This is a genomic window from Flavivirga aquimarina (assembly GCF_030540835.1).
In the GTDB taxonomy this organism is placed as follows: domain Bacteria; phylum Bacteroidota; class Bacteroidia; order Flavobacteriales; family Flavobacteriaceae; genus Flavivirga; species Flavivirga aquimarina.
Genome location: NZ_JAUOEK010000135.1, coordinates 1 through 25382 on the forward strand (window position 1 = coordinate 1; position 25382 = coordinate 25382).

Below are 25382 nucleotides of genomic sequence, written 5' to 3' on the forward strand. Positions count from 1 at the left end.
TTAATACCGCCAAAGGCGTTTATCTGAGAAGAATTCAATACTTTCATCTTGTGTCTTTTTGTGGAAACACCAATTTAGGTGAAAAAGCACAAGCCGCAAAGTATTGGTAAAACAATCTTTGCGGCATTTTTATTGAATAATCTTGCGGATTTTAGGAGCTATCGGGATTCACGGGAATGACAATTTCAACGGAAACCCCGAGGCAGAGCCTCGAGGAATTCTTTTCGATTAACCTACAACTTCCAACTTAGCAAAACGTAACAGTAATTTTTTAACTCCACCATGTTGAAAATTAATTTCCGCCTTAATATCTGCTCCGGTACCTTCAATTTTTAAAACTTCGCCTGTCCCAAAACGAAGATGCTTCACTATATTACCAACAACTAACTTACTGTCAAATAAATTAGTATTTCCATTGGTATTAACAACAGGCTTTAATTTTTTAGGTGTCGTAACTTGAAATTTTTCAGGCGCTTTTTTTGCCGCCCCTTTTTTAAGCACAGGCTGTTTAGCCGGTTTATAACGAATCTTATTGGGCTCTACATCTTGTTTAACGTCTCCAAAAATATCGGCATCCAGCATAGGGTTAAAACGTCGTTCCTCAATAGGCGTTAAAATTTCTAAATATTGCTCGTCAATTTCTTCTATAAAACGACTTGGTTCAGAATCAACTAGCTTTCCCCAACGGTATCTTGATAGCGCATAGGTTAAATACGCTTGTTTCTCAGCACGGGTTAACGCTACGTAAAACAGTCTTCGCTCCTCCTCTAGTTCGCTACGTGTATTCATACTCATGGCACTGGGAAACAAATCTTCTTCCAAACCAACAATGTATACATACGGAAATTCCAAACCTTTAGCCAAATGTATTGTCATAAGCGCCACATGATTTGTATCGCCTTTATCGGCATCTAAATCGGTTGCCAATGCAACATCTTCTAAAAACTCTGCTAAAGACCCTGTGGTATCTGCAATCTCTTTTTGGCCTTCCACAAAATCCTTCATACCATTTAAAAGTTCTTCAATATTTTCCATGCGGGTAACCCCTTCTGGCGTACCATCTTTATTGAATTCTTTTATTAGTCCACTCGTTCTTGTAACATGTTCTGCTAATTCAAAAACATCTGCGGTTTGGTTTAGCACTTGATAACTTTCTACCAAGGTTACAAAATCCTGAAGTTTCGTTTTAGTACCCGAGTTAATTTTAACATCTGCTTTATCAATGTTCTTCATCACCTCAAACATGGTACGATTATAACCATTTGCAGAAACAATTAATTTATCAACCGTAGTTTGACCAATACCTCTGGGTGGAAAGTTAATCACACGCTTTAAGGCTTCTTCATCAGCTGGATTAATTATCAATCTTAAATAGGAAAGGACATCCTTAATCTCCTTACGTTGATAAAACGATAAACCTCCATAGATTCTATAAGGAATATCGCGTTTACGCAAAGCATCCTCAATAGACCTCGATTGCGCGTTGGTTCTATATAAAATCGCAAAATCACTATGCATTAACTGATTTTGCATCTTGGTTTCAAAAATAGTACTTGCTACATAACGCCCCTCATCTCCATCGGTTAAAGACCTATTGACTTTTATTTTAGGGCCTTCATCATTCGCTGTCCAAACGATCTTATCTAACTTTGTCTGGTTTTTATCAATAATAGAATTTGCCGCATTTACAATATTTTTTGTAGACCGATAATTTTGCTCCAGTCTAAATACTTTCACATCATCATAATCCTTCTGGAAATTCAAAATATTATTAATATTAGCACCACGAAACGCATAAATACTCTGCGCATCATCCCCTACAACACATATATTCTGAAATTTATCGGATAAGGCTCTCACAATTAGGTATTGTGAATGGTTGGTATCCTGATACTCATCAACTAAAATATATTTAAAACGATTTTGATATTTTGCTAAAACCTCGGGAAATCGCGTTAACAGTTCATTCGTTTTAAGTAACAGATCATCAAAATCCATAGCCCCAGCTTTAAAACAACGCTCTACATATTCCTTATAAATATCACCCATTCTGGGACGTCTAGCCATGGCATCTGCTTCTTTTAACTCCGGATTTTGAAAATAGGCACGTACTGTAATCAAACTGTTTTTATACGATGAAATTCTGGAACGTACCTGTTTATACTTATAAATATCTTTATCAAGCCCCATTTCCTTAATAATAGATGCAATTAACCTATCGGAATCTTGAGTGTCATATATAGTAAAATTGCTAGGATACCCTAACCTATCTGCTTCTATTCGTAAAATTTTGGCAAATACCGAGTGAAACGTACCCATCCATAAATTCTTGGCTTCACTTGCTCCAACTATGGTAGCAATACGCTCTTTCATTTCGCGAGCCGCTTTATTAGTAAAAGTCAGCGATAAAATATTAAATGCATCTATTCCTTTACTCATCATATAGGCAATACGATACGTAAGTACACGGGTCTTTCCAGAACCAGCTCCAGCAATAACAATCATAGGGCCATCAATTTGAATTGTAGGCTCTAACTGTGCTTCATTTAACTGACTTAAATACTTTTCCAATTCATTTCTATTTTAAGATGTGAAAATAACCATTGTTATGCTTTTAATTAAGGGGATTTATTAATAATTATAAACAATTATAGCTTGCTTCTACTTTTTGAATATCTTTAAGCTTCAAAATTTGAATAACATTATGAAATACTTTTTTTTAATATTTATTTTCTTTGGAATATCTACTATTACTCAAGGGCAAAATGATTTAGAGCAACAGTATATAGACATTGAAAGTAAAGTTATTGAATGGAGGCATCATTTTCATCAAAATCCGGAGTTGTCAAACAGAGAATTTAAAACAGCAGAAAAAATAGCAAAGCATTTAAAATCTTTAGGTATTGAAGTTAAAACCGGAGTGGCGCATACAGGTGTCGTTGGTTTATTAAAAGGAAAGAATCCGGGGAAAGTTATTGCCCTACGTGCAGATATAGACGCCTTACCTGTTACCGAACGTAATGACTTGCCATTTAAATCTGAAGTAAAAACAACATTTCTAAATACAGAAACTGGTGTTATGCATGCTTGTGGGCATGATACACATACTGCTATTTTAATGGGTGTTGCTGAAATTCTTTCAAAGAATAAAGATAAAATTAACGGCACTGTAAAATTCATTTTTCAACCTGCCGAAGAAGGTCCTCCTCCTGGAGAAGAAGGTGGCTCTAAACTTATGATAAAAGAAGGTGTTCTTGAAAACCCCAAAGTCGATGCTATTTTTGGTTTGCATATCAGATCTGGTGTTAACGTTGGTGAAATTCATTATAAACCCGGTGGTGCTATGGCTGCTGTAGAACGTTTTACTATAAATGTTAAAGGTAAACAAACACATGGCTCTGAACCTTGGTTGGGCGTCGATCCAATTCTTATTTCGGCTAAAATCATTGATGGTTTACAAACTATTATAAGCCGTGAAACTGAATTGATAAATGAAGCTGCTGTTATTAGCGTTGGAAAAATTACTAGTGGTGTTCGCTTTAATATTATACCTGAAAGTGCCGAATTAATAGGAACGCTTAGGACTTTAGATCCTAATATGAAAATTCATATCATAAAACGTATGACAGAAATGGTGGAAACTATTGCAAAAGCTTATGGCGGTGAAGCCTCTATTATATTTGAAAATTTCACTGCGGTTACTTACAACAATCATGACTTGGTTTCTAAAATGTTACCAACACTTAAAAAAGTAGCTGGAGACGGCCATGTTATCCAGATAAAAGCCGAAACTATTGGTGAAGATTTTTCATATTTTCAAGAAAAAATCCCAGGTTTCTATTTTTATTTAGGAGGGAAACCAGAAAACGCTATTAAACCTCCCCTTCATCATACACCAGACTTTTTAATTAACGAAAAAGGTTTACTTTTAGGAGTAAAAGCATTCACTCAAATAACCTTTGATTACTTAAATAATTAGAATGAATAACGTATTAGAATTTTTATCAAATATCTCGTGGTGGGGTTGGATTTTAATTGGTTTAGTTTTGTTAGCCATACGCGATATTTTTATTCAAAAAAGCCATACCATTAGTCATAACTTTCCTATAATTGGGCATTTACGATATTGGTTAGAAAGTATTGGTCCCGAAATGCGTCAATATTTTGTAGCCAACAATAGAGAAGAACTACCTTTTAATCGTATTGAACGCGGTTGGATTTATGCTTCGGCAAAAAAAGAAAATAATTACGAAGGTTTTGGTACCGACAGAGATATTTATGAGCATCAGCACGTCTTTATTAATAATGCCATGATGCCTTTTAAAATAGATAAAGATCATCCAAATAGTATTGATAAAACCTTCTTACCCTGTGCTAAAGTTATGGGCGCATTTAATAAACGTAAAAAACCATATCGTCCAGCATCAGTTATCAATGTATCTGCTATGAGTTTCGGTTCACTTTCCGCTAAAGCAGTAGAATCATTAAACAAAGGAATAAAGATAGCCGGAGCATACCATAACACAGGTGAAGGCGGTTTGTCTCCTTATCACAGCCATGGTGGTGATGTTGTATTCCATTTTGGTACTGGTTATTTTGGTGTTCGCGCAAAGGACGGTGGATTTTCAATGGATAAAATGAAGAAACTGGTTGAAGACAACCCATTTATTAGAGCTATTGAAGTAAAACTGTCTCAAGGAGCAAAACCGGGAAAAGGTGGTGTGTTACCGGGTTCAAAAATCACTAAGGAAATCGCTGCTATTCGTGGAGTTGAAGTTGGGAAAGATGTACTTTCTCCACCAAATCACAAAGCATTCTCCAACGTTCCGGAAATGGTAGATTTTATAGAAGAAATTGCTGAGGCTACAGGCTTACCTGTTGGTATTAAAGCAGCTATTGGTAAATTGGAACAATGGAATGAGCTCGCAGATATTATGGTGAAAACAGGAAAAGGACCGGATTTTATTACTGTTGATGGTGGCGAAGGTGGTACTGGTGCCGCACCTCCAAGTTTTGCAGATCATGTATCTCTTCCTTGGGTTTATGGATTTAGTGACTTATACAAGCTTTTTAAAAATAAAGGTTTATCTGAGCGTATTGTATTTATTGGTAGTGGAAAATTAGGATTCCCTGCTAAAGCAGCTATGGCGTTTGCCATGGGAATAGATTGTATTAATGTAGCACGCGAAGCCATGATGAGTATTGGTTGTATTCAGGCTCAAATTTGCCATACCAACAGATGCCCAAGTGGTATCGCTACACAAAGCAAATGGTTGCAAAATGGCATCGACCCTACTTTAAAATCGGAACGTTTAGCTCAATACTTTAAAACCTTCAAAAAAGAACTGGTGGAAATTACACATGCTGCAGGTTATGAGCATCCTTGTCAATTTAAAATGGATGATGTCGAGATTAATGTAGACGACCATAACCTTTCAAAAGAATTAAGTAGAACTTATATGTATAAAAAAACACCCGTGCCATTTAAAAGCATGCAAGATTTAAAAGATTGTTTATATTTGGGAGGAATTTATAATAAAACCCAAATCGACTAACAGTTTATGGATGCACAAAGAATTTTAGATTTATTTTTATTCGCTATCCCATCATTAATAACCGGTGTTATTGCATATTATTTTTTTAGAGAACATACTAAAAATGAAGATGGTCGCAGACGGTTTTTATTAAAAAAAGATTTACAGGTAACCGCCATGCCCTTACGTCTACAGGCATATGAAAGAATGGCTTTGTTTTTAGAGCGCATTACGCCATCCAAACTATTAATTAGAACGACTCCCTCATCTGCGAATAAAGATGATTACGAAGCATTGCTTATACATACAATCGAACAGGAATTCGAGCATAATCTATCGCAACAAATATATATTAGCGATAAGTGTTGGAATATTATTACTACCGCAAAAAATGCCACGATTCAACTTATTAGAAAAGCCAATTTACTCGAAAAAACAGATTCGGCAAATAAGTTAAGAGAAATCATATTAACCGAAATGATGGAACGTCATTCACCCAGTGATGCTGCACTTTCTTTTATTAAAGAAGAAGTATCGGATTTATGGTAAACTATCATCAATACGCAGCTCATTTGAACGGGCTTCGCGACATTTCTCTTTAGCGTAATCATACCCTTGTTGCCACCACGAAGTCATTAGTTTTTTATTAAATATCAATGAATTTTCAATAAGCTTAGAAGGTGTATAATATAAGTTAAGTTCTACATCTCTATTTTTTGCTGCTAATTTCCCTATAGTAATGTCACTTCGCTCTACCTGGTCTAATAGATGACTAAACAAATTAATCATTAAAGAAAACGGGTTTTTACCGAGTACTTTATTGTACTCCATATTCTCAGATTCTAAAACAACGGCATCAACTTCTGTAGCTCCACGCAGTATAGCTTCCCTAATAGGAACAACACATCCTAAACCTCCATCGGCATACTCAAAGCCGTTTCTTTTAACTAAAGACATAAATGGAATATAGTTACAGGAAATCCAAACCCAATCACAAAACTCATCGTAATCAAAATCTTTTATAGATTTATATTCTACCCTGTTCTTCGATAAATTTGATACTGTTACTACAACATCTTCTTTAGCTTCCTTAATAAAATCAAACTCATCCTGTGTGAAGTGTCGTTTTAAATAACGACGCAATGCTTTACTTTCTCCAAAAGTACGTTTCATCTTTATAAACTGCCATATCGTATTTATAAAATCTATAGAAACAAATTCTCTATTGCCTTTTTTTCGTTGTACAAAAGGGTTAACACTAAAAATATCGTTCTGATTTACATTTGTGAATACCTCTTTAATTTTATCAATCTTTCCTGCAGCTAAATGTGGGACTAGCAAACTTCCTGTAGACGTTCCTAAAAACATATCATAATCTCTTCCTTCTTCTTGTATTAAATACTCCGCTACGCCACCGGCATATGCCCCTTTACTACCTCCTCCAGAAATTACTAATGCTTTCATTTTTATAATTCTTAATGTAAATATATAAGAACCTGTATTAATTTTAAGACTAAAGTTCTTTTATTTAAGTATTCACTGTTTCACATATATATTTTATGCATTTTGTGGAATATTTTAAAACACAACAACCTCAACTTTATATTGAAGTGCTTTATATGCCATAAATTATGCATTTTGTAGAAAAAATCGACATATGATAATACTAAATAGTCCCTCATTAAAAAGTTTATCTATTTTAGTCTCAGCTATTAACAAAATTACAACACATGGGTAAGATTAATTTTCTTACATCACTATTTATTCTTTCAATTAGTGTTACTATTTTCTCCTTAAACAAATTTGAAAACAATAAAGAACAAATAAACACTCTCCCCTTTTCTTATTATTCTAATAGTGTGACTTCGGAATTACCTCCACCTCCTACTGTAGACTTTAATTTTACCAATAATTTATGCTCTGGAGAAACTATCTCTTTCACTTCTATCGTTACTGGTGATGGCGGGTTTAATTATACTTGGAATTTTGGAGATGGGGAAACATCCACAGAACAAAACCCAAATTATACTTTTGATGCCACAGGCTGTGGTACTCAAGATTTTAGTGTAACACTTACTGTTACAGATATTAATGGTTTATCTGCCTCAGATACACAAACGGTGTCTATACGAGAACAACCAAGCATTTCATTTTTCGATACCAATCCAGGTATAGCAGGACCATTTAATAATTGTGGTAACTCTAGTGCAAGTTCTGAGTATTTAATTGAAGTTGGCAATGGTTCCTCCTCTAGTTCATGTATTGATTCTTACGATATTGATTGGGGAGATGGTAATACACAAAACAATGTTACATTTCCTTTGTCACATAATTATTCAGGATTTGGAACCTATGCAATGGAAATCACAGCTAATGGCAGTAATGGTTGTTCCAATACAGTTACCTATTATGTTAAAAATGCAACAAACCCTTCTGGTGGCATATCTGGTCCGGGAAATACACAAAATTTATGCGCTCCAACTGCAAGTTTACAATTCGAAATTACTAATTGGGGAACTAATACTTCTGATACAACTTACGATATTGACTTTGGCGATGGAACAACTATTTCTTATACACAAGCAGGCTTAGAAGCATCTTCTTTTTATAATGCTTCAAACCCTTCTGCTTCACTACCTTTTCCTATAGCTCCCCATTCATATATAACATCAAATTGCCCAGATGAATTTACTGTAAGACTTTGGATAAGAAATGCTTGTGCTCCCAACCCTAACCCTGCAACCCTCCCAAATATTTTAATACTAATAAGCCCAAATGCAAGTTTTACAGCTCCAGATTCTGAATGTTTAAACACTTCTGTTGAATTTGTAAATACAACAGATCCCGGTTTTGGATTTAACTGTTCGTCTGATATGACTTTTACATGGGATTTTGGTGATGGCTCTACTCCTACTATAGTGAATGGATATCAAAATGTAAATCACACATTTTCAAATTCGGGTACTTATACAGTAACCCTCACTGCAGATAATAATATTTGTGAAAAAACAACTTACTCTCAAGACATATGTATTGAACCACCACTTACTCCAACTTTTATAACAAATACAGATAATGGCTGTAGCATATTAAATATTGACATTACAAACACAACTGATGAAACAGATAGCTGCGAACCACCAACATATTTATGGCAAGTTGCATATGCCCCAGATTATTGTGGTACAACACCAGGTATTTGGAATTTTACAAATGGGACCAATCAAAACTCGACAAATCCATCTTTTAACTTTGATACTCCTGGAACATACACCATAAGTTTAAGAGCCTCCAATTCTTGTGGAAATTTCACGACCTCTCAAGATATTATTGTAAAACAACCTCCTACAACTACCATTAACGCTATTACAGATTTTTGTGGTTCGGCAAGTATAGACCCTGTAGTAAATGTAGTAAGTTGCGCTCCGACATCTGAAACTTTAACATATAGCTGGAGCTTCCCCGGAGGCTCTCCTGCCAGTTCAACTGCCTTAAACCCTGGTACTATAAATTACCCTACCCCGGGCAACTATCAGGTTACATTTAGTGTTACAAGCAGTTGTGATACTACTACAGACACAGAAAGTTTTGTAATTAACCCAGTTCCAACAATAACCAATACAAACTTAACACAGACCATTTGTTCTGGAACAGATACCAGTCAAGTTATTTTAACATCAGATATAACAGGTACAGCATATAATTGGACAGCTTCTGCTCCTGCCGGTGTAACAGGGTTTATTGCTTCTGGCAATACAAATACAATTCCTGTACAGACCATTTTTAATGCTAACAGCACATCGGAAGATGTTACTTTTACAATAACACCCTCGGTTGGTAGTTGCCCGGGGAATCCTGTTAACCTTGTTATAACAGTAGACCCTGCACCTTCTTTTACCAGTCAGCCACAATCGGAAACTATTTGTTTAAACGGACCAATAAATCAGTTATCAGTAGCCGTAAATGGTCCCGGAACACCAACGTATCAATGGTACAGTAATACTGCAAACAATAACACAACAGGAACTATTATAACAGGTGAAACGGCAGCAACATACACACCTCCAAATAATCCCGTTGGAGTCACTTTTTATTACTGTGTAGTATCTTTTTCATCTGGTTCTGGTTGTGATGAAATAACCTCCGATACAGCTCGGATTGAAATTGTAAATGGTATTCAAATTGATACAGACCCTATAACCAGTCAAAATATTTGTGTTGGAGGCGATGTTAATACGGCATTATCTGTCACACATTCTGGAAGTACTGGAGCTATTACATATCAATGGTATTCCAACACGACCAATTCTAATACAGGAGGAACTATTATTACTGGGGCTACCAATACCAGTTACACCCCTCCTACTTTTACAGTCTCAGGAAATTATTACTATTACGTTATTATAACACCGGGAGGAAGTGGTTGTAGCCCAATAACCAGTAGCACCTCCGAAGTTATTGTAGTAAACGATCCTACAATGACAACCCAACCTATAGTCTCTCAAACCTTATGCGAAGGCACAGTACCGCAAAACTTACAAGTAGCAGCTATAGGTGGTTCAGGAACCACATATAATTATCAATGGTATAGCAATACGACCAACAGCAATTCTGGTGGTACTATAATAACTGGAGCGACAAATGCGACTTTTACACCTCCTACAAATAGTGTTGGCACCCTTTATTATTACTGTATTATTACACAGCCAGATCCAGGATGTAGTATTACTAGTGATACTTCGGAAGTCATTATTAATCAGGCTCCCTCGTTTACATCCCATCCTTTATCTGAAACGATTTGCTTTGGTGAAACTTTCAACACACTATCTGTTGTTTATGCTAATGGTGTAGGAACGCCCACCTATCAATGGTACTCAAACACCGTTAACAATAACACAACAGGCACTGTTTTAACCGGAGAGACGACTTCTACCTACAGTCCTCCTTCTGGAACTATTGGTACCCTTTATTATTACGCAACCATTACGTTTTCTAGTGGTGGCTGTACTGAAATTACATCGCAAACTGCAGAACTCACCGTTAACCAAACTCCGAATATTTCAGATATACCACTAACTATTTGTAGTGGCGTTAACTTTAATATTATTCCAGATTCCAGTGGTGGGGATACGGTTCCTACAGGTACACAATATACTTGGACAACTCCAGTAATTAACCCGGCAGGTACGATAAGCGGCGCTACAAGCCAAACTACTCCTCAGAATAATATTAGTCAGACATTAACAAACAATACAACAAATCCGGCTACTGTTACCTATACGGTTACTCCTGTTTCTGGTATTTGTACTGGTAACGATTTCACTATTACTATTACTGTTAATCCTTCAATAAGTATTATAAACAACCTAATAGACAGCAGATGCTACCTATCGAATACGGGGTCTATCGAAATAACTATTAGCGGCGGTATTCCTTTTTCTACAGGAAATCCGTATCAAATATCATGGACAGGGCCTAATGGATATACCAATTCAGATGAAGATATTTTCAGTTTAGAACCTGGCGATTATACTATAACTATAAATGATCAAGGTGGTTGTCCGTTTACAGATACATTGACCATTCAAGAACCTGATGAGCTAATTTTTAGTGCTACCTCTTTTGATCCCGAAACTATTTCCTGTTTTGGTGCTGATGATGGTACGATTGGTATAGATATTTCCGGAGGAACCACTCCTTATGCATATAGCTGGACACGAAATGGATTATCATTTTCTAATATAGAAGACTTATCAAATCTGGGGCCGGGAGATTATCAGATTACTGTTACCGATGCTAATAATTGTACACCTATAATTGAAGATTTTCAAATTATTGAACCTCCTGCATTGAATATTAGTTTAGTAAATCAAGTTGATATTATTTGCTTCGGAGAAGCTACCGGCGTTATTAATATTAACACCATAGGAGGAAGACAAATTGAAGTGTCACCCGGAGTTTTTGATTATTTATATTCATGGACAGGTCCAAACGGATATACAAGCAACCTCCAAAACCTATCGGGATTATTTGCCGGAACCTATAATTTGATTGTTACTGACAAATCCGGTTGTACTGATACATTACAGGTTGTTTTGGATCAATCTGATGAAATTATTATAGATTTTAGTACGACTGAAATTGAATGTTATGGCGATAATAATGGCTCTATAACTATTGACAATATTTCTGGAGGTAATCCTCCTTATACAATTCAGTGGAGCAATCTAGGTTCAGGCTCTAATCAAAACAACTTATCTGCCGGTACTTATATTATTACAATTACCGATGACACCAATTGCGAAAAACAAGCCACCGTAGTTATTGATGAAGCTCCGGAGTTTTCAATTACTCCAATTGTAACACAAATTTCCTGTTATGGAGAAAATGATGCCAGTATTGCTCTCAATCTGGTTGGAGGTATGACCCCTGTAACGCTTGTATGGGATGATGATGCTTCTGCTGGTGTAGAACGAAACAATTTGATTCCGGGAACTTACTCAGTAACCATTACTGATGCAACCCCTTGTATTATAACCGAGACCTTTACCTTTATAGAGCCAGATCCGTTAGAGCTTTCTGCGGTTACCACTGATGCTTTAGATTGTAACGATGCTAATAGTGGTGCTATTAATTTAACGGTAACTGGTGGGACACTTCCTCTAAGTTATGCATGGTCCAATGGTACTACTACTGAGGATTTAGACAATATCCCTCCTGGTACCTATTCGGTAGTTGTTACAGATGCCAATGGGTGCGAAATATCCAATAACTGGACGGTTAACAGGTTTGACCCGCTTACCATAGAAGTAGATACTATTACAGATTTTGATTGTATAACCCGAAATGTAGAACAAACTTTTATTGCCAGGGTTACCGGAGGTATCCCCCCTTATCAAATAAGCTGGTCTAGTGGAACGGTTAGCGGAGCCAATAATGAAATCATGAATACAGATCAGGATGGTTTAGCTATTATTAGTGTTATTGATAGTCATGGATGTACTACAAATTTTTCACACAATGTAGATATTCCTGTTCTTGGAGATGCTGGTTTCGAACTTAACTCTATCGGTTATACCTCTTTTGGTATATATTCAAAAAAAGACCCCATCCAATTTACAAATACGGCTATAGGTGACTATACTTCTATACTTTGGGATTTTGGAGATGGCAATTTTTCTAGCGAAGAAAACCCAATACATACTTACATTACGGAAGGAGACTATATAGTAACACAAACTGTAACCTACCCCTTTGGTTGTATTTATGAAAAAACTATCACACTATCTGTTGAAAAAGGATACAGCCTTATAATGCCCAATGCTTTTACTCCTAACAATGATAATATGAACGACTTTTTTAATCCGGCGTTTATAGGATTGAGCCAAATGGTCTTAGATATTTACGATACCTGGGGTAGTTTAATTTATTCTGAAAAAGGAGATGATATTGATGGCTGGAATGGTAAAGTAAATGATGCAGATGCAGAAAACGGTAATTATTACTTTAAATTTTCTGCCCAAACTTTTTATGGAGAAACCATTACAAAAGAAGGTCCTGTAGTATTAATTAAATAACCAATACAGTTAAGATAGATGAAAATTAAAATATTAGTTTTAATTATTATAAGTTCCTTTTCTTTAAAAGTAAACGCCCAAGACCCTATCTTTACACAATACCAATTAGTACCGGAAACTATGAATCCCGGTTTTTCTGGTTTTGAGGATGCTACATATTTTGGTTTAATCCATAGAACACAATGGCCTAGTTTAAATTTGAGAATAGATACCGAATATGCTTTTTTTAACACGTGGTTTGAAAACATTGGTGGCATTGGTATTAGCATTTTAAATCAGCATGAAAACAACACCAGTTACAACCACTTACAAGGTAATGTTAATTACTCATACCATGTAAAGCTAGCAAACGATTGGTATTTTAGACCAGCTGTAGAGTTTGGTTTTGGTACCAAATCTTTTAATTTTAGTAATCTGGTATTGGCAGACCAAATCAATATTAATTCTGAGACTATAAATCCAATTTCATCGGACGTGTATGCTATGAATGCTAACAGAAATATAGGCTTTTTTGATTTTAACGCCGGTTTTGTTTTTGATAAAAAAAACACACGAAATGATACCGATTTATGGTTGGGGGCTTCTATTAAACACTTAAACAAACCTAATATTTCTTTTGTAGAAAATGGTAATGTTCCGCTAGACATCTTTTATTCTATACATGCCAATTACAGATTTCCTTATTTTGACTATAATGATATCCTCCTTTCTGTTAATTATATGCAACAGAGTCAGTATAACAGATTAGATATAGGCGCCACTGCTAAACTCGAAAAATTTATGTTGGGTGCTATGGCAGTTACCAATCCTGCTAAAAACAGTTTAAACAGTCATCTATTAACTTCTATTAATGCTTTTATTGGATTAGAATTCGAGCAGTTACGATTTGGTTTTTCCTATGATTTAAATACATCTAATATTGGTAGAACCGATGGAGTTTACGAGCTCTCTATCACGTATTTAGCGGGCTGTCTAGTTTGTAGAAATCCAGCAAACTTGGAAAGACGGAAATAGTTTTTATTTAACCTCAGTTTTATTTAATTTTTAATTTATCTAAATCCTCCTTTTTAAAGTATCTGTTCTCTTTATAATTCGTCCAACAATATTTTAAACTTTTTTTACCTTTCCTTTTTTCAACATTTCTTTCATAAGAAACTTTTGCAATAAAATAATCAAATTCAAGAATATATTCGGGTAATACTTTTTTACATTTTTCCAAAAACTCTATTGCTCCTTTTGGATTGTTTAGAATCGAGTATGAATCAATGGCCTTTTTGAAGTTATAATAAAATACACGAGGAGAAGTACCTTCAAAGTTTTCTATAGTTTTATTCCAATATTGAATAGATTTGGAATGTTGCCCCATATAATAATAGTGCCAAGACCTATCATATGTTAAAAAGTTAAAGATTTTATTTTCTCTACAATACTCTACTATATATTCATACAGTTCTAGGTTTTTAGTATCAAGAGCTTTGACAAAAAAGTGGTCAACATCAACCCTATTTTCATTTGGTGTAAAGCCATAAATACTTTCAACATCACCTTTGTAATTTTTTACATAATCTTTAAAGCCATTGTAGTTAGATAAATTTCTATAATCTTGAAAAATATAAGAAATTCCATCTATTAACGATTTTGAAAGAAGATTTTGATGGTCAGCATCATACAATTTATTTTGAAAAATAATATTTGTGTTTTTATAGTTTTTATAAAAATTCTCTATTGCCTCACCAGCAGCTATTCTATATTTACTATCATATTTCCCACTTGCAATAAAATAAAATAATTTCTTGCCTTTGTATGCTTTAAAGTATTCTGAAATACCATTACTAATATCGGTATTTAAATTTTCACTTATATTAATGAAGCCTCTAAACGGATTGTTTTCTTGCAGCATTAATAAGTGGTTGTATTCCGCTCCATCAGAATGACCAATTATAGCATTAAATCCTGATGTTGAATATTCGGTATTTATATATGGTATGAGTTCGTTGAAAATAAAATCTTTGAACTTAATACCGTTTTCTTTCCAAAAAACATCAAGTTCATCCCATCTCTTTTCTTGAGTTATCCCTACCAGTATAGTTTTAGGAACAGCATTGAACTTTATAAGTTGAGTTAAATATGTCGATGCTATTTCAAAATTATAATTAGCATCAGTGATGTAGATTACTGGATATTTATTTTCAGTAGAATAATCGCTAGGTAATAAAACTTTTATATTCCTTTTTTCTTTTAAAACCTTAGAATCAATAATTTTCAAATCTCCCAATTTTTGGGATTGACTATTTATCGTTTGAAACAGTAAAATCATAAGCAGTAACCATTTATATTTCATTTTTAGGGTTTTAGTCATTTTTTTGCTAACGGTCTTATCTATGATTTATTGCGTGAAAATCCGCAGGTTTTTTTTCAGGTTAAGTACCAAGATAGAAAAAATGCGAAGATTTTCCGAGTATGCAAACATGAAGCAATTAAATATACGGTACTGGCAAATCGTTTTTATTTATCTCTTTTCGCTCGTCTTTTTTTACGCTTTTCTTTTCGAGCTTTTTTCTTTTCTTGTTTTTCTATTTCTTTTTCTGATTTTCGGACAAATAAAGGCATGTATTTTTCGTGTTCCTCACTTTTAAGCCAATCAATATATTTTTTTTGAAAGTTTTCAACTCCATCTCTCTTTATTGCATCAAAATAATACTCCACTAAATTTGGGTTATTCTCACAAAATGTCAAAAGGCAATTCTGAATTCCAGTTAATGTTAGATATGGCATAAATTCAATTTGATCAGCAATAATAATAGCAATTTCTCCTTTTGTTAAATTCCGTTCTTGACATTCAGATTTAACTTTCGTCAAAGTTGAGTCAGTAAAAAATTCCGCAAGAGTTGTTAGAGAATTTTCCCCAAAAGCAATAATTTTTTTAGCTTGTTCGGTTTTCGTAATTTCTTTAGAATTTTCCGTTTCTGAAATTCCGTTTAACAATGAACCAATTTCAGATTTAGTTTGTGAAAAACTTAAGTTCAGATTCAGAGCAATTATTAGGAATATAAATACAGTTTTTCTCATTCAGTTTAGATTTATTTTCAAATCTATTCTTTGTTTCTCTATTCTAAAACTTTAAATGAGTGAATGATAGTTTTCAATGAGTTAATGGATTTCCTCACTTCAAATAAGACCTTCTAAAAAATAAAGCTCCTTAAAAAGAAGCTTTTGAGTTAATTTTTGCATTTTTTAGTGTCTTGTGCTACGATTACTGTTATTATAAACAGTTATAATTTATATTCTATTCCTAAATTAAAAACGGATGATTTGATGGTATTATTTCTTTCAATTAAGCCTAAAAAATATCTTGTATTTACAGCAATTTTTTCTGAAAGTTTGTACCCAATACCAAAAGTAAGTCCGAAATCAAATTTATCATAATCAAAATCTATAGACTCTGCATCTGTTCCTGTAAATTCTTTAAATGGGTCTTTAATTATTTTTTCTTTTCGGGTTATTATGTATCCAAATTGAGGACCACCTTCAAGATAAAAATCTTCATTGATGAAGTATTGAGCAATAATAGGAACTATAATTGTGGATTCATTGATATTAGATTCAAAGTCAACTATAGAAATAAAGCCATTTATATCAATCAATTCAATATTTTCATTCAATAATTTCGAACCTTGTATAGCAAAAATAAGCTCAGATTGAATACTGAAATCATATGATATTTCAAAATTCACAAAGCCTCCTAAGTAAAATCCAATTTTTCTCTCGTAGCGTATATCTTCTAAACCAGAAATTATAAATTTTGGTGTATAAGATGAATAGTTAGCACCAACTTTAATACCTAATGTCATATCAGTATTTTGAGCTTTTGCTTCATTGCTAAATATGAAAACAAGTAATGCTAATAAAAAAAGGTATTTATTCATTATTATCATGATTAATGTTTACAACGTGTTTATATGGTTTGTTATATATTTTAAGCGCCTAATTTAGCAAATACAAACGGAATAGAAAATCTACTAGAATTTCCGTAAGTAGGCAAGTAATAGCAATTAATCATAGGGCACGTTGTTGCAGCTGGTTTTATTCTTTTATTTCCTTTAAATATTTATAATCATTTCCTTGTTTTAGTAAAACATATTGATTCCAAAATTTTTCGTCATTTAGATTGTCAACAGAAAAATTCCATTCGGTTAGAGAACCAATTTGGTTAACAACTTCGCTTCCAAATAAATTACTTTTAATAGCCAAAGGTTCAAAATAAGTCCATTCATATAATTTTTTGGAATCATTAAAAGCCACAAAATACTGAAGTTTTTTTATTCCTTCCTTGTCGGTTACTAATACAGGATTAATTGCTAAATCTCTGTTTTCTGGATATATTAAAGAGTGAACAGATAATTTTGAATAATTGTTAGGATTATTTTTTTTTAAACTTTCATAAGTTGGTTTAAAAATGTTTTCGTTTAGTTGTTCTTCAAAAGAAGTGTTTTTTGATTGTTTTTCTTTCCTTAAAGAGTCTGCTACAATTTCGTATAATCCAATATAATTTCGATTATTAACTTCATCAGTTTTCCAAATAGATTCTCCATATTTATCCCAATCTGGGTCTTTTTTCAAATCAGGGATTTTTTCAAATAGGTTAGTTTCCCAAAAGTCAGGATTTAATTCTGTTGAATTTTCTTTAAAAAAATTCCATTGTTGAAGATTATTAAAATATTGTTCTTCTCCTACATTTATTGAGTTTGCTTGAAAATAAGTAACGTTAGATTTTTCGTAATACCATTTGTCATTATATTTAACAGCTTTTATAATGTAAGCATATGTTCTTGGAATTTCTTCCAGAAACTTTTTATCCTTAATATCATTTGGTGAAATGATTTTTACATTTTTATCTTTTTTGTTTTCGGTTAGACCTTTTAAGTCTTGAGAAGAAACTTGCTCAATAAAAAAAGCTACAAATTTTGTTTTGTCATCATTTAGCAATAATTGAAAAGGTTTACCATTTCTATTGGATAGAATGTTTTTTAAAAATTGCTCATCAAAATCTTTTCTTAAATATTCATTTGAAAGAATATTTAATCTTTCTTGACTTAATTGTTTTTCTTTTTTTAACGTCGGACTGTTAATTGCAATTGTGTAAATAATATCGTTCAATGCTTTAGACAAAGCATTGTTAATTGTACAATTAATTGATTCATTAGTACACGCAAACTCAAATCCAGGATTATTCCAGTCTCCAATATAAGATTTGTCTAATATTATTGAGTTTGATATGTCATCAAATAATTGAATTTTGATTTCAGCATAACCAACATTATCCTTTTTGTACAACTCAATTTTTGAGAAATTAAGAACATATTGAAATTTCTCGTTTTCAGATATACTTTTTAGATTAGTTAAAGAACCATCACTTTTTTGGTCTTTTAGAATAATTAATAGATTTGGGAATTTTTCAAAAAAACGATAAGCTAAAAATTGCTCGGAAATGGAACTTATATTTTTGAAAAAATCTATATTTTTAGCAAATTCCATTTCACTTTTTATCATTTCTTGAATGTTTTCAGATTGTGATAAAAAATCTTCAGATTTAAGGTAAGATTCTGTCTCTGAAGTATTATTGTTTTTAATAATACTATTGTTGTATTTCGCTACTTCTCTCTTGAATGATTTCTCATATTTCGTTTCATTTGGGGAAAGTATTAGAATTGTTGGTTCAAGTTTCTCCTGTGCAAAAGTTAAGTTTGAGACTAATAAAATTATTAAAGTAAATAATTGTTTTTTCATTTGTGTCTTGTCCTGAAATATGGCTACAGGTTAAAATTGATTTACGCTGATAATTTATATACCATATTAGGTGTTTTATAATCTAAAGATAAGTGTAATCTTATTTCATTGTACAGATTAATTGCATTTTTTGCAGCTCTCTTTGCGTGATCGACATTTTCAAAGGTCTGGTCGAGATAAAATTCATCTTTAAGGATACCGTTTACACATTCTGCCATTGCATTTTCATAGCAGTGGTTTTCTTCGGTCATGCTAATACCAATCTTTTTTCTTTTAAGAATTTGTGTGTATACATTACCGCAATACTGTATTCCTCTGTCAGAGTGATGTATGAGCGTTTTGATGTCTTTGGTTTGATAGATAGCCTTATTAAGAGCTCTCACACAACCTTTTAATTCTAGGCTATTACTAAGGTCATATCAAACTATTTTACGAGAATACATATCTGTTATTAGTGCTAAGTAACAAAATCCTTTTACGGTTCTAATGTATGTAATATCAGTATAGTTAATATTAACTATATATCTATAATACCCACTCCAATATAACAATTTCTTTAGGGTTTTATGGGAATTTACTACAACATATTATAATGTTATCTCTTTAATTGAGACCTAGGAACCATAACAACTTCATTTTATGTATTTTAAATAAAATTTAAAAAAGAAGCGTTTGAGTTAATTTTTGCGTTTTTTAGTGTCTTGTGCAACGATTATCGGTGTTGTAGTGTATTTTTTCTCGTTCTCCTCGTTTTCAAAATTTATCCGTCATTTAATCTTTTTAATAAATAGTTCCTTATAAGTTTTACCAATAGGAATTTCTTGGTCACCAATAAATACTTGATTTCCGTATACTTTTGTGATTTTGTCAATATTGATAATAAACGAACGATGTATCTGTATAAATCTGAAGTTTTGTAGTTTTTCATTCCAATTACGCAAACTATCTAAAACTAAAATGCTTTTTTCTGCGGTAATTACTTTTACATAATCAACCTCTGCTTTTAAAAATAAGATATTATCAATATGTATGTTGTACAAGGTTTTATCTGAATATAAAAACAGGTTCTTATCAATTTCCTTTTTTTGATGAATTAAATTGTTTCTAACTCTGTTTACGGCTTTAAAAAAGCGTTCAAAAGAAAAAGGTTTTAATAAATAGTCTACTACGGCTTCCTCAAAAGCTTCGAGAGCATAATTGGAATATGCCGTAGTAACAATAACTTTTGGAGGATTAGTAATTGTTTTCAAATAGGATAATCCATTCAATTCTGGCAATTGAACATCAAGAAACAAAAGTTCAACTTGTTGTAATTGTTCTTGTTTAATATCCAATCCATTTTCATAGATGCCAATACAATCTAGAAAAGGAATTTTATTAATATAACTTTGCAACACTTCTTGTGCTGGTTTTTCATCTTCTAAAATTATGCAACGTATCATAATTGTATATTGAGTGTTACTTTAAAAAGCTTATTAAGTTCTTCTATGTGCAATTGATGATTGTTTGGGTATAAATATTTCAATCGCTTTTTAGTATTGGCAATACCTATACCACATTCTTTCCAATTGGCATCAATTTCTTCTTCAGCATTTCTATTAAAAGGGTTTTCGCACAAAAAAGCAAATACCTTGTCTTTTAATGTAATCCTTATTTTTATTTGATGTTGAGATCCTCTTAAAAGACTTGTATATTTAAATGCATTTTCTACAAATGAAATTAGTAGCAATGGCGAAATATCTTGCTCGTAGTTATCGATACTTGTCGAAAATTCAATATTTAATTTATTTGAAAGACGTTCTTCTTGTAAACTAATATAATCTTTTATATGTGTAATTTCTTTTTTTAATGAAACGTACTCATTTTGACCTTCATGTAAAACATATCTAAAACTATCTGATAGTTTCAAAATCATTTCGGCGGTTTTATTCTCTTTCTTTATTGCGCTGGAATAAATAGTGTTCAAGGTGTTAAACAAGAAATGCGGATTGATTTGAGACTTTAGTCCTGATAATTCTGCTTGCTGCTTCTTTCTATTAGCTTCTTCTAGCTCTGCTTGCTTTTTGTATGATTCTTTTATAGAGTAAAGCACAAAGGCAAATAAGGACAAAACTGTATAAGTAGATATATAACCTATCGCATAATAGCTCAAAAATGATTTCTCGTGAGTACCGCTAAATAGCCAATTATGAACGTTCAAGTTTAAATAACCTAAAATGCAAAAGAGAATAAACAACAAAACTACATTCCATATATATTTTTTAGAGGGAAAAAATATTAGATAGGATACATAAAATACAATCATCGCAAAAAGCAAATCATTTAATTCACTATAAAAATGATAGGGAGTATCTTTACCTACAGATTTCAAAAAAGGAAACAACAAATAAATAATCCAGAAACCAACGTGCAATAAGGGTTCTTTTTCTTTAAATTTTGTTAGTAATCCCATCTCGTTATACTTTATAGTTGACATATTTATGTTACTTAATCAATTGGAGTGTCATTATATTTTCTATTCTTTCTACTTCTTGTGCGCTCTTTATTTTTAAATAATTTATACTTTATAGTAAATAAATAATTCAAGGTTTGCGACTGTATATCCCAATTAGTATTTTGGGTCAGATTGCTAGTTTTACTGGTTCTATTTAAAACATTGTTATTAAAAATATCTACTATTCTAAAATTAGCAGTAAGCTTATTTTTTAAAAATCGTCCGCTTATTGCAAAATCTAATCTATTTCTAACATCTACATAATTAAATGTACTTTGGCGTTTTGGTGTATAAAGATAAGTCATATCAGCTGTTAAGTTTTCACTAATATCAAATGTATTTTTAAACTGAATACTAGAAGAGTATGTTCTATCCCAAGTAACAGCTGAGCTTTGGTTTATTTTTGTGAAATAATAGTTGGCGGAAAGCCTAGAATTCCAAAAAGATGCTAATTTATACCTTACTGTAGTTTCAACGCCATAAGAATTAAATGTTCCTGAGTTTTCATAACGAAATACTTGTAAATTATTTTCTGAAAATTCTGTCCATAATATTACATTTTTTCTATGACGATAAAAACTTGTAATTCCTAGATTGAATCCTTTAATACTTTTTTGATAAGTAAATTCAATATTGTCACTAATTTCGGGTGTTATATTTGGATTAAATTCCCAAACATAAAGCGGATTCACAATTTGAAACGCATTAATATGATGAAAGTTTGGCCTTGATACACGTTTACTATACCCTAAATTTATTGTATTAGTGTCATTGATTGGATAAGATAAATGTACAGATGGAAATAGGTTTGAAAATTCTTGTAATGTTTTGAAATTATTAGTCCTACTTTCTGAATTTGATTTGAAATATTCATAACGTAATCCTGCTTGCAAATTTATTTCACCCAATGAAAATTTACATAATCCATATAATCCTAATAAGGATTCGTCATATTCAAATTGATTTCTTGTAGTTGCATCATTTACTGGAGAAAACAGATTTTGGCTTTCTAATGTTTGAGTATTTCTAGATATTCCTGATTCAATAATTAGTTTATCATTAATAGGGAAAATGTAATCTAGTGCTAAAGATTGTAGTACAAAATCTTCTGTCAAAAATTGATTAAAAAGGAATGTGCCGTCTTCATAATCCATTATTGGATAATTATTATTACTACTATTTAAATTATAGTCAAATTCTAAAAAATGTTGGACGTTATCAAATTTCAATCTATAATTTGCATTAAATATTGTTACATAATGAAAATGACTATTCTCTCTCAAATAATCGTAGTTATCTCGACCTGATACATTAAAATAGGTTGATTTGTTTTCGTAATTATGTGAATCATCTGTATAGTCAAAACCAAAAGAAAATTCATGCTTATCTTTAATATAGAAATCTAATCCTGAAGCAATTTTATAAATACTTCCATCAAACTCATATGGTGTAAAAACACTTTCAGTATTTCCATTACTAAATTGACGATGTATAGTTTGATTATTAGTTTCTTTATTGCTTGATTTTGAAGCACTCACTCGAAAGTTTATTGAAGAATTATTATAGTTTCCATTAATTCCTAAACTATGCCTTCTTGTGCCGATAGATGTATTTAATCCTAAATTAAAACCAGAGTTTCTTTCTTTTTTTAAGATTAAGTTAATAATACCCGAAATTCCATCTGCTCTATGTTTTGCTGAAGGTGAAGTTATAATTTCCACATGATCAATGGAGGAAGCTGAAATTTGTTGTAATAATTCAGTTGCACTAAATGAAGAAGGCTTTCCATTAATCAAAACACGCACATTATCACTACCCCGTAAGGACACAGTTCCTGCACCTATATCAGTTTGCACTTCAGGTATTTGATCAAATGCCTCTAAAGCATTGACCCCAGATTGTTGAATGTCACTTTCTAAATTAATAATTTTTCTATCTATTTTAAGTTGTGTTGTGGTTCTTTTTCCCTTAATAATTACTTCTTCTAGAGAAGTAATGTCAAGCTTTAATGCTATAATTATTTCATTTATATTTTCCGTTTCTGATAACATCAGTCGTAATGTTTCATAACCAATAAAACTAACTTCTAGATGTGTGAAAACTTTACTTGTATTTAATTGAAATTTTCCATTTTCATCAGCAGACACACCATCCACTAACTTAATTTTATTATAAATTGCTATAGTAGCAAAAGGGATTGTCTCTTGTGTAATACTGTCAATTACAATTCCTTTTAATTGTGTTTTTTGAGCAGATACTGATACAACTATAAAAAGCAATAATAAAGGCAAGATGAATATACGTTTCAAAATATTAGTTTTTTTAATTCAAAACAAAGTTGCTGTTATGCTAACTATTTAAAAACTTTAATATGTAAACGTACTTTATTGCTCTGTGAAAGAATATGATAAAAACAGGGACTTCTTTTGTACCTAACGGTTACCTTTACTTTGAATTATTAAATTAACAGAAGAAAAGAGGAGAACTAATTAATATCTATTTAGTATCACATTTTTATAGCAAGTAGGCAGGTTATTATAACTTATAATCATACAAATGCTGGTGACGGTCAGGAATCGGTCAAAAATAGGATGCTGAGCAAGTTATATCAAAAAGAAAATAGTAACTTTGAAGTACCAATAGCTATCGGGATTGGCTAGTGCTTTTCATAGGAGCCGTTGTTAGTTACAGTATTTTTAATATTCTCTTTTCGGACGTTTTTTGTATTCCGATAATATTTTTTCTTTATCAATTTTGGTGAGTCCAAATTCAGTTTGCATTTCAGGTGGAAATGGTGGAATTTGGTCGTCAATCATTAAAACATCTTGAATTAAATATTCTCCAATTTCTCTATTCCATCCAATACAACCAGATTGATAATCCACAAGATAGGTCGTGTCTTGGATTGCTCTCAAAGTTAAATTAGTTCTATTAGTAAATTCTTTTTTTCTTAAAAGTCCCTCATATGCAATTGCCTTTACAGTTCCATTTGGATATTCAGTCAGTTTTAAAAGTTCAGATTCCGTTGCGTTTCTCATAATCCATCGTCTTCTGTAAACTTCGCTTTTTGTTGAAATTCCCATTCCACCAATTCCACTTGTAATTCCTCGTAACTCTGAAACTTTGATAGAGTCTTTTATTTCCGTGCGAATTCCACTCCAATTATAACTCCAATTCGGCTCGTAGTTGGTCACAAAAGCAATAATAATTCCGATTCCGACAATTGTCAAAATCGGGAATAAAATCGAAAATCGATTCCTCTTTTGATTATTTCTGCGAGTTTTTTTCATATGTTCGTTAAGGAACATTGTTTACACAAGTTAAAGATTAGACTTTACACTAAATTAGTGTCTAACCTTTATGTTTGTTTTTTTATTTCTTTATCATTATTCCATCTAACTTGTCTTTGTCAATCTAGAATTCTACGGTTTTATAATTTTTAATTACAACTCGAACCTTAATTCTGTCTTCTTCCAATTGAATGATTTTGGTGTCATAAATTCTCCTACTCAACTCTTTATTGTAATTCTCTATTTCGAGAAATTGGTCATTAAATGAGCCATGATCCACATAAATTGTTCTTCTCTCAATTAAAACTGTCTTGTAATTATCTATCAATAAATATGCCGTGTCTTTAGGTGATACATAATGTCGAATCTTTCTTTTTTCTGGTTTTTTCATTTCCAACCAATCGTGCTTAAAGTCCAGTTTTATTTGAGTATTTAGATAATCTGAATTAAGAGAATCAATCTCAATATAACCTATATTCCAGCTCCCTTGAGAAAAGCTATTAGTTCCAGTGAACCAAATTATCATTATGGTTAAAATATATTTCATTTGATCTTGTTTAATGTCTTGTCCTAAAATATGGCTACAGGTTAAAATTGATTTTTACGCTGATAATTTATATACCATATTAGGTGTTTTATAATCTAAAGATAAGTGTAATCTTATTTCGTTGTATAAATTAATTGCATTTTTTGTAGCTCT

Annotated in this window: 17 protein-coding genes; 5 read left to right on the forward strand and 12 right to left on the reverse strand. The window is 32.3% G+C overall.

Going from position 1 to position 25382, the window contains the following annotated elements; genetic code table 11:
- Positions 1 to 228 precede the first annotated feature (228 nt).
- A complete protein-coding gene (locus tag Q4Q35_RS13670; RefSeq protein WP_303278552.1) occupies positions 229 to 2571 on the reverse strand; it encodes an ATP-dependent helicase in 2343 nt (780 codons plus the stop codon).
- 133 nt (positions 2572 to 2704) lie between these two features.
- On the opposite strand from Q4Q35_RS13670, the gene Q4Q35_RS13675 reads away from it, so the two are divergent.
- Genes Q4Q35_RS13675 through Q4Q35_RS13685 form a run of 3 tightly spaced genes read left to right on the forward strand, consistent with a single transcriptional unit; the run spans position 2705 to position 6083 of the window.
- Positions 2705 to 3979, forward strand: a complete 1275-nt coding sequence (locus Q4Q35_RS13675) for an amidohydrolase (protein WP_303278553.1) — start codon at positions 2705 to 2707, stop codon at positions 3977 to 3979.
- 1 nt (position 3980) lies between these two features.
- On the forward strand, positions 3981 to 5555 hold the full coding sequence (locus tag Q4Q35_RS13680; RefSeq protein WP_303278554.1) for an FMN-binding glutamate synthase family protein: 1575 nt from the start codon (positions 3981 to 3983) through the stop codon (positions 5553 to 5555).
- Positions 5556 to 5561: 6 nt separating this feature from the next.
- The gene (locus Q4Q35_RS13685; RefSeq protein ID WP_303278555.1) at positions 5562 to 6083 is read left to right on the forward strand and encodes a DUF7935 family protein; all 522 of its coding nucleotides are present in this window, start codon (positions 5562 to 5564) and stop codon (positions 6081 to 6083) included.
- Here Q4Q35_RS13685 and Q4Q35_RS13690 read toward each other — a convergent pair.
- On the reverse strand, positions 6075 to 6998 hold the full coding sequence (locus Q4Q35_RS13690) for a patatin-like phospholipase family protein (RefSeq protein WP_303278556.1): 924 nt from the start codon (positions 6996 to 6998) through the stop codon (positions 6075 to 6077). The two genes, Q4Q35_RS13685 and Q4Q35_RS13690, sit on opposite strands and share 9 nt — an antisense overlap.
- Before the next feature lie 266 nt (positions 6999 to 7264).
- Between Q4Q35_RS13690 and Q4Q35_RS13695 the strand changes: the two genes are divergently transcribed.
- Together Q4Q35_RS13695 and Q4Q35_RS13700 are read left to right on the forward strand one after the other, a co-directional pair.
- Complete coding sequence (locus Q4Q35_RS13695) at positions 7265 to 13111, forward strand: PKD domain-containing protein (protein WP_303278557.1); 5847 nt, start codon at positions 7265 to 7267, stop codon at positions 13109 to 13111.
- A gap of 18 nt (positions 13112 to 13129) precedes the next feature.
- Complete coding sequence (locus Q4Q35_RS13700) at positions 13130 to 14125, forward strand: PorP/SprF family type IX secretion system membrane protein (protein ID WP_303278558.1); 996 nt, start codon at positions 13130 to 13132, stop codon at positions 14123 to 14125.
- A 19-nt stretch (positions 14126 to 14144) separates the two neighbouring features.
- On the opposite strand, the gene Q4Q35_RS13705 is transcribed toward Q4Q35_RS13700, so the two are convergent.
- The 10 genes from Q4Q35_RS13705 to Q4Q35_RS13750 all read right to left on the reverse strand — a co-directional run bounded on the left by Q4Q35_RS13705 (position 14145) and on the right by Q4Q35_RS13750 (position 25229).
- Entirely contained in the window at positions 14145 to 15452 is a 1308-nt protein-coding gene (locus Q4Q35_RS13705; RefSeq protein ID WP_303278559.1) for an alpha/beta hydrolase, read from the reverse strand.
- 164 nt (positions 15453 to 15616) lie between these two features.
- Positions 15617 to 16180, reverse strand: coding sequence for a hypothetical protein (locus Q4Q35_RS13710; RefSeq protein ID WP_303278560.1), 564 nt, complete (start codon positions 16178 to 16180; stop codon positions 15617 to 15619).
- Positions 16181 to 16383: 203 nt separating this feature from the next.
- Positions 16384 to 17037, reverse strand: a complete 654-nt coding sequence (locus Q4Q35_RS13715) for a porin family protein (RefSeq protein WP_303278561.1) — start codon at positions 17035 to 17037, stop codon at positions 16384 to 16386.
- A gap of 157 nt (positions 17038 to 17194) precedes the next feature.
- Entirely contained in the window at positions 17195 to 18898 is a 1704-nt protein-coding gene (locus Q4Q35_RS13720) for a hypothetical protein (RefSeq protein ID WP_303278562.1), read from the reverse strand.
- Positions 18899 to 18939: 41 nt separating this feature from the next.
- Positions 18940 to 19281, reverse strand: coding sequence for an integrase core domain-containing protein (locus Q4Q35_RS13725; RefSeq protein ID WP_303278563.1), 342 nt, complete (start codon positions 19279 to 19281; stop codon positions 18940 to 18942).
- A gap of 384 nt (positions 19282 to 19665) precedes the next feature.
- Complete coding sequence (locus Q4Q35_RS13730) at positions 19666 to 20340, reverse strand: LytR/AlgR family response regulator transcription factor (protein ID WP_303278564.1); 675 nt, start codon at positions 20338 to 20340, stop codon at positions 19666 to 19668.
- Entirely contained in the window at positions 20337 to 21374 is a 1038-nt protein-coding gene (locus tag Q4Q35_RS13735) for a sensor histidine kinase (RefSeq protein WP_303278565.1), read from the reverse strand. The genes Q4Q35_RS13730 and Q4Q35_RS13735 overlap by 4 nt, the downstream gene beginning before the upstream one ends.
- A gap of 11 nt (positions 21375 to 21385) precedes the next feature.
- Positions 21386 to 23701, reverse strand: a complete 2316-nt coding sequence (locus Q4Q35_RS13740; protein WP_303278567.1) for a TonB-dependent receptor — start codon at positions 23699 to 23701, stop codon at positions 21386 to 21388.
- Between the two features lie 387 nt (positions 23702 to 24088).
- Positions 24089 to 24682: a hypothetical protein gene (locus tag Q4Q35_RS13745; protein WP_303278568.1), complete on the reverse strand. Its 594-nt coding sequence runs from the start codon at positions 24680 to 24682 to the stop codon at positions 24089 to 24091.
- A 124-nt stretch (positions 24683 to 24806) separates the two neighbouring features.
- Positions 24807 to 25229, reverse strand: a complete 423-nt coding sequence (locus tag Q4Q35_RS13750; protein ID WP_303278569.1) for a hypothetical protein — start codon at positions 25227 to 25229, stop codon at positions 24807 to 24809.
- Positions 25230 to 25382 lie beyond the last annotated feature (153 nt).